General features: G+C 74.8%; 5 protein-coding genes. 2 read left to right on the forward strand and 3 right to left on the reverse strand.

Features of this window, described 5'->3' with window-relative positions:
• Positions 1-1,375: alkaline phosphatase PhoX (locus ACW0Q9_RS27110; protein WP_456186036.1), on the forward strand; the 1,375-nt coding region annotated here is incomplete at its 5' end.
• A 50-nt stretch (positions 1,376-1,425) separates the two neighbouring features.
• Here the strand turns inward: ACW0Q9_RS27110 and ACW0Q9_RS27115 are convergent.
• Both ACW0Q9_RS27115 and ACW0Q9_RS27120 read right to left on the reverse strand, forming a co-directional pair.
• Entirely contained in the window at positions 1,426-4,122 is a 2,697-nt protein-coding gene (locus ACW0Q9_RS27115) for a hypothetical protein (protein ID WP_456186038.1), read from the reverse strand.
• Between the two features lie 114 nt (positions 4,123-4,236).
• On the reverse strand, positions 4,237-4,830 hold the full coding sequence (locus ACW0Q9_RS27120; protein ID WP_456186040.1) for a TetR/AcrR family transcriptional regulator: 594 nt from the start codon (positions 4,828-4,830) through the stop codon (positions 4,237-4,239).
• Between the two features lie 227 nt (positions 4,831-5,057).
• On the opposite strand from ACW0Q9_RS27120, the gene ACW0Q9_RS27125 reads away from it, so the two are divergent.
• Complete coding sequence (locus ACW0Q9_RS27125; RefSeq protein ID WP_456186042.1) at positions 5,058-6,518, forward strand: MFS transporter; 1,461 nt, start codon at positions 5,058-5,060, stop codon at positions 6,516-6,518.
• Between the two features lie 84 nt (positions 6,519-6,602).
• On the opposite strand, the gene ACW0Q9_RS27130 is transcribed toward ACW0Q9_RS27125, so the two are convergent.
• A complete protein-coding gene (locus ACW0Q9_RS27130; RefSeq protein WP_456186044.1) occupies positions 6,603-7,388 on the reverse strand; it encodes an SGNH/GDSL hydrolase family protein in 786 nt (261 codons plus the stop codon).
• Positions 7,389-7,658 lie beyond the last annotated feature (270 nt).

The raw sequence follows: 7,658 nt of genomic DNA on the forward strand, positions 1-7,658 counted from the left end.
GGCCGCCGGCCTCGGCATCGTGGTGGCCGGCAACCTGGAAGCCATCGCCGGTCCGACGGCGGCCCGGGCCGCGACCCGCCCGGCGGTCGGCTACGGCGACCTCGTCCCGGACCCGGCCGGCCTGCTGGCCCTGCCGCCGGGCTTCTCGTACACGATCGTCGCCCAGGCGGGCGTGACCCTGCTGGAGTCCGGGCAGGCCACCCCGAGCGACGCGGACGGCACCGGCTGCTTCCTCGGCCCCAACGGGTCGGTGCTGGTGAACAACCACGAGATCGGCGGCAGCGAGCCGTTCCCGGTGCCGGCGCTGGCCGGCCTCACCTACGACCCGGGCGCCCGCGGCGGCACCACCACCATCGAGGTGGACGGGCAGGGCCGGCGGCTGCGCGAGTACGTCAGCGTGGCCGGCACGCACAACAACTGCGCCGGCGGCATCACCCCGTGGGGCACCTGGCTGACCTGCGAGGAGACCGAGCAGAAGGCCGGCGGGCAGTACCTCAAGGACCACGGGTACGTCTTCGAGGTGGACCCGCACGACCGGGCCGCCAACCAGAACCCGGTGGCGCTGAAGTTCCTCGGCCGCTACTCGCACGAGGCGGTGGCCGTGGACCCGTACACCCACGCCATCTACCTGACCGAGGACGCGGGCGGCCCGAACGGCCTCTACTTCCGGTGGACCCCGCCGGCCGGGTTCCGGGGCGGCAAGGGCGCGCTGCGCGCGCTCGCCCAGCGGCCGGACGGCGACACCGCCGGCCGCCTGCAGGCGATGACCTGCTTCCGGGGCAGCCAGCACGTGGCCGACCTCTCCGAGGCGACCACCCCGGGCACCCGCTACAAGGTGGAGTGGGTGGACGTGCCGGACCGGGACGCCCGGACCGTCTCGGTGCGCAAGCAGTTCACCGACGCCGAGGTGACCCGCAGCCGCAAGCTGGAGGGCGCCTGGTGGGCCGACGGCGGCGCGTACTTCGTGGCCAGCTTCGCCCGGCTCGACGACGGCAGCACCCACGAGCACGACGGCCAGGTCTGGTTCTACGACCCGCGCACCGAGACCGTGACGCTGAAGACCATCTTCGGGGTCAACCCCGACCCGGACGCGGACAACGGCAACTACGACGGGCCGGACAACATCACCGTGTCCCCGTACGGCGGGGTGATCCTGGCCGAGGACGGCGAGGGCGTGTCGCACCTCGTCGGGGTGACCGAGCAGGGCAAGGCGTACCCGCTGGCCCGCAACGAGCTCAACGACAGCGAGTTCACCGGCCCGACGTTCAGCGCGGACGGGAAGATCCTCTTCGCCAACATCCAGTCGCCGGGCTACGTCTTCGCGATCACCGGCCCGTGGGGCCGGCCGAGCAACGCGGACGTCGACGCGTCCTGACCCGACGGTGACGGCCGGCGGCGCCACGGGGGCCGCCGGCCGTCACGCCGTCAGCGGGGGCGGCAGCCCGGGTCGGGGCCGCCGTCAGCCACCCCGCAGGCGAACACCTCGACCGGCGGGGCCGCGACGTCGGGCACCCGGGCCACGGTGAGCAGCGCCAGCCGCTTGGCGACCGGCTCGCCGGAGTCCGGGGCGTACCGGATCAGCCCGCCCACCCCCGGGTACCCGCCGGCGGCGTTCTGCCGCAGCACCTCGGCGTGCACGCCCACGGGGTTGACCGCGCGCGGGTCCCAGCGCCGGCCGGTGTCGGCGTGCCGCAGCCGGGCGGCGAGACTCTCCAGTGCCCGCACCACCATCATCGAGGCGTCGTAGGCGAGGCTGACCCGCTCGCCGACGGGCGGGCCGGCGCCGTCGCGGCAGCGCGGCGGGTCGAGCAGGTCGTCCGCGCCGATCCAGGTGAGGAAGCTGCCCCGGGCGTCGTCCCGCCGGGCCTGCGCCGCCCGCAGCGCGCCGCAGGTGGCCAGGGCGGCCTTCGACACGTACGTCACCGGCAGGTTGCCCGGGGCGCTGGCCCGCAGCCCCGGGTTGGCCATGTAGCGGTTCACCGAGTCGTCGGCGACCAGGTGGCGGGGCGGGTCGGCGCCGCACTCCTTGAGCGCCCGCAGGAACCCGTCGAACTCCGACCAGCGCCCGGCGAAGAAGAGCATCCCGCGGTAGCCGCACTCCTGGGTCATCCGCCGCCCGCTGCGCCACTCGTCGAGCCGGGTGAGCCGGCTGCCGAACCGCTCCCGCAGCCCGTCGACCAGGGTGGCGACGTAGAGGTCCTCGGCCAGCGAGCTGCCCTCCCCGGTGGTCCAGTAGACGTGCGCCTCGCCCACCCGCAGCACCTGGCGGGCGTACGTCTCGACCATCCGGGCCTGCTCCCGGTTGGGCGCCGACATGGCCAGGTAGAGGCTGGAGTTGGCGTCCATCCGGTCGGCCGACAGGGTGGGCGCGAGCACCGGCAGGCCGACCCGGTTGAGTTCGCGCAGCGCCGACGCGGTGCTGGTGCGGCTGTCCACGAGACCGACCACGCCGAGGACCGTCGGGTCGTCCCGGGCCAGCCCCTCCAGCAGCCGGACCGCCGCGCCGGCGTGCCGCATCTGGCGGCCCGCGTTGGCCACCACGATGTGCAGCAGCGCCGCGTCGTCCGCCGCGGCCGACTCCTTGAGCAGCGCGTACTGGGCGGTCGCCATGCCCTCCAGCTCCTCGCGCTCGGAGACGTACGACTCCTCGTCCGCCCGGGTCCGGTTGCCGGTGAGGCTGCCCAGGTAGACCAGGGTCAGGTAGGGCCGGCGGTGGTCGCTGCGCGACCACACCTCCTCGGCGGCCCGGTTCTGCGCGAAGATCCGCCGCTGCACCGCGCGGAGCCGGTCCTGGCCGGGCTCGCTGTTGAAGACCTGGCCGGCGGTGTCGCTGTAGCCGACGCACTCGCCGCCGACCAGCCGCACGCTCACCCGGTCGGCCGGCCACGGGCGGCAGTCCGGGGCCCACCGCCCGGTGGCCCACACGGCCACCCCGGCCAGCAGCACCAGGGCCACGGCGGCCGGCAGGAACCGCCGCGACCACCAGGGCGGGTCCGGCGCGACCAGCGCCGGCGGTGCGGCCCCCACCGGGGTGGCGACGTCGTCGGCGTCGATCCGCAGCACCACGAGCCAGGCGCCGGCGCGGCGCAGCCGCCGGATCTCCGGCAGCGCCTCGGCCCACTCCTCGTACGCCTCCTCGGCCTGGGCCAGCGGGCGGGTCGCGGCCGGCTCCGGCGGCGGGCCGCCGGCGACCGCCACCACCAGCAGCGGGTCGTTGCGGCCGGTCTCGTTGCGCACCTCGTCGAGCAGCCGGACCAGGGTGTGCCCGACGTTGCCCGGGCTCACCCCGTCGAGCAGCAGCACGGGGTACGCGGTGCGCCGCCAGTCCCCCGGCCGCCAGAACCGCCGCCGGTACGCCTGCCGCAGGTCCTCGAGGAAGGCGTGCAGCAGCAGCTTCTCCACCTGGGCCGGGTGCTCGCCGTCGCGCCAGCCGGCGGTGAGCCGCTCGGCGAAGCCGAGGAACGTGACCGACTGCCGGGGCGCCAGGTACTGCTGCCGCATGAACCAGCGGTACTGCCGCCCGAAGACCGGCACCCGGCCGGAGACGGCGATCCGGAAGACGACGCTCGGCACCGCCCGGCGCAGCAGCCAGAGCAGCACCTGGAGCGCGGTGCCGACGGCCGAGCCGCCGCCCACCTGGGGATCCTCGCCGGCCCGCCGGCCCCGCCAGTCGCGCAGGCGGCGAACCAGCGCGGCCCGGCCGCTGTCCGCGGCGTCCACCCCGACGGCCAGGGTCTGGTGCATCAGCCAGTCGGCCAGCGGGTAGTGCCGGAACCGCAGCCGGGCCGCCCCGAAGGCCTCCACGGAGAGCTGCCGGTGCAGCTCGCGCAGCACGCCCGCGACGTCGTCGGGACCCGGCCGGGCGGCGGCGCCGGCCGGCGGGCGGGCGGAAAGGTCGAGCACGGCGTGCGGTACGCGCCGCCGGGTGCCCTGGCCGACGAAGCGGCGCAGCAGGGTGCCCACCGCGCCGTCCTCCGCCGGACGGACCAGCCAGAGCAGTGGCAGCCGCCGGTCGCCGCGGCGGGGCCGCCGGAGCAGCCGGGCCAGCAGGGAGAGCAGTTCGAGGCCGCCCGCCGGAAGCTTCTCGCGGGCGGGCCGGGACCGGGTCGCCGGTTCGCGCATCGTCACCTCCGGGTCACGGCGGGTGTCGCACCATTGTCGACACCCGGCGCAACGCCGGCGACCCGCTGTCCCTCGTGGACCGGCCCCGCCCCGGCCGTGGCCGGGCGCGGGGTGTCAGCGGTGGGCGGACGGGTGGCGCAGGCCGTCCAGGGCGATGGCCAGCACCCGCTCGCGCTGGGCCGGCTCCAGGAACTGGTAGGCCATGATGCCGCTGACCAGCCGCACCACGTCGTCGAAGCTGGCGTCCGGGCGGGCCGCGCCGGCCTCCTGGGCGCGGCGCAGCAGCGGTTCGCCCGCGGCGTAGATCTCGGTGCGGCAGCTGCGGAACACCTCGGAGTCGTGCACCAGCTCCTCGGCGAGGGCGCGCTTGGTGCCGACGTAGGCGACGAACCGGTGCAGCCAGGCGACCAGGGCGTCCCACGGAGGCACGTCCGCCAGATCGGCGGCGGAGGCGCTGAGCGCGCGGACCTCCTCGACGTAGACCGCCTCGAACAGGTCGCGGCGGTTCGGGAAGTTCCGGTAGAGCGTGCCGATGCCGACCCCGGCCCGCCGGGCGATCTCCTCCAGCGACGCGCCCGCGCCGGACTCGCCGAACACCTCCCGGGCGGCGGCGATCAGGGCGTCGTAGTTCCGTCGGGCATCGGCCCGCTTCGGGCGGCGCGCGAAGACCTCCCCGAGCTGGTCGGCGCTGGCCATGACGCGCGTCACCCCTTTCCTCTTGCAAACGGAGGCACCCCTCCACTACGTTAGTGGAGGCACCCCTCCGGAACTGACCGGAGCCATGCCTCCGGATAGCTTACTCCGGCTTCCCCGCCCGATCCCACCCACCGCGATCGGCGAACCAGACACCGGACCACGGGAGGTCCCGCCATGCCCGCAACCCGCTGAGAACACCTCCAGCCCCATACCTCGTACGTGAAACGGGAGCCATCTCCGTGATCGACACCGTCCGGCGCGATTCGCGCCGGTTGACCTTCCTCGTCCTCGCGGCCGGCGCCGGCTTCTTCGCGATGCTCCAGTCGCTGATCACCCCGGTCCTGCCCACCATCCAGCACGACCTGCACACCTCGCAGAACACCGTGACCTGGGTGCTGACCGCCTACCTGCTCTCCGCGTCGATCTTCACCCCGGTCCTCGGCCGGGTCGGCGACATGGTCGGCAAGGAACGCACGCTGGTCGTCTCCCTCGCCGCGCTCGCGCTGGGCTGCCTGCTGGCGGCCGTCGCGCCCAACATCGGCATGCTCATCGTCGCCCGGGTGGTCCAGGGCATCGGCGGCGCCGTCTTCCCGCTCTCGTTCGGCATCATCCGCGACGAGTTCCCCGCCGCCCGGGTCAGCTCGGCCGTCGCGGCGATCTCGGCGATCGTCGCGGCCGGCGGCGGCCTCGGCGTGGTGCTGGCCGGGCCGATCGTCGCCACGCTGGGCTACCGCTGGCTGTTCTGGATCCCGATGGTCGTGGTCGGCCTCACCGCGCTCGCGGCGCACCGGTTCGTGCCGGAGTCGCCGGTGCGTACCCCCGGCCGGATCAGCTGGGCCGCCACCCTGCTCCTCTCCGGCTGGCTGGTGGCGCTGCTGCTGCCGGTCAGCAAGGGCGCGGCCTGGGGCTGGACCTCCGGCCGGGTGACCGGCCTGCTGGCGCTGGCCGGCGTGCTGCTGGTCGGCTGGCTGGTGGCCGAGACCCGCTCGGCGAACCCGCTCATCGACATGCGGATGATGCGGCTGCCCGCGGTCTGGACGACCAACCTGGTCGCCCTGCTCTACGGCGCCTCGATGTTCGCCGTCTACGCCTTCCTGCCGCAGTTCGTGCAGATCCCGACCAGCGCCGGGTACGGCTTCGGCGCGAGTGTCACCCAGGCCGGGCTGCTGATGCTGCCCATGCTGGTCGGCATGTTCGTCGCCGGCCTCGTCGCCGGCCGGCTGGCGGCCCGGTTCAGCGCCAAGGCGCAGCTGGCCACGGGCGCCGTGTTCAACGTCTTCGCCGCGGCGATGCTTACCGTCGCGCACGACACCCGCTGGGAGATCGGCGTGGCCGGCGGCCTGGTCGGGCTCGGCATCGGGCTGGCCTTCGCCTCGATGGCCAACCCGATCGTGGCCAGCGTGCCGGCCCGCCAGACCGGCGTGGCGACCGGCATGAACGCCAACATCCGCACCATCGGCGGTGCGATCGGCGCCGCGGTGGCCAGCAGTGTGATCACCGCCCACCCGCAGGCCAGCGGGCTGCCCCGGGAGGCCGGCTTCACCATGGGCTTCCTGCTGCTCACCGGCATCTCGCTGGCCGCGGCGCTGGCCGCCCTGGCCGTCCCGTCCGGCCGCCGGGCGGCGCGGGGACGGCACGGCGCGCCCCCGGTGCGGAGCAGCGAGCCGGAGCTGACCGGCGAACTGGCGGCGGCGCGCTGATCGGCCGGAGCCCGGGCGAGCCCGTCCCGGGCGACGGCGCGGCGGCCGGCGGTCCCGAGTGGACCGCCGGCCGCCGCGCGCCGGTCAGCCGATGGCGGCCGTGAGGGCGGCCAGGTAGCCGTGGCGGTAGCCGTCGGCGTCCGGGTGGTACGCCTCGACGAGCCCGCTCACGTCGTTGATCCACGGGTCGGCGGCGCAGACGCCGTGGCCGGCGAAGACCGGCCGGGTGTCGACGAAGGTGGCCCCGGCGGCCCGGGCCCGGTCGGCGATCACCGTGGCGAGCAGGTCGGCGGCGTTGTTGAGGATGGTCCGCTTGTAGCTGCTCATGGCCAGCAGGCCGCACCAGCCCGTCTCGAACAGCCGCGGGTAGCCGAGCACCACCAGCCGGGCGTTGGGGGCCCGGTTCCGGATGGCGGCGTAGGTGTTGTCGAGCCGGCCCGGCAGGGTGGTGGTGGCGAAGGCCCGGCTGTCGTTGACGGCGCTCTCGCAGCTCGAGGTGCTGCCGAACCGGCAGCTCGTGATGACGTCGGCGAAGCCGGCGTCGTTGCCGCCGATCGTGACGGTGACCAGGGTGGTGCCGGTGCTCAGCGAGTTGACCTGGCTGTTGATGACGTCGGCGGTGACCGCGCCGCCGCAGGCCGGGAACCGGAAGCTGGTCACCGCGTGCGCCGCGGCCCAGAGCGGGGCGTAGGACTTCTGGCTGCGCAGGCAGGTGGAGAGGTCGTACGGGCCGGCCCCGACGCCGGAGGAGTAGGAGTCGCCGAGGGCGACGTAGTTGACGGTGGCCGCCCGGGCGACGCCGGGGACGAGCGTGGCGCCGAGGACGGCCGCGAACAGCGCGGCCAGGGCGGTGCGGACGCGACGGGACATGACAGGACCTCCACGGGACAGGGGTGGTGGAGCCCGTAGACCGCGCGCGTGGCCAGGGGGTCGTGCTTGTTACTAGTCGGTAATGCTATCGAAACATTCGCACAAATTGAATAGGCTGCGGCCGCCCATGGGGGCAGAGACGTTCACAACCGTCGATTAGATTCGGTGGTGCGTACACCCCGATGGAGGGAGCCCACCCCGTGCGACGCGCTCTCACGGCGGCCATCGCCGCCCTGACCGTCACCACCGCCGGCACCGTCGTGACCGGTG

This window comes from Micromonospora sp. I033 (assembly GCF_053890995.1).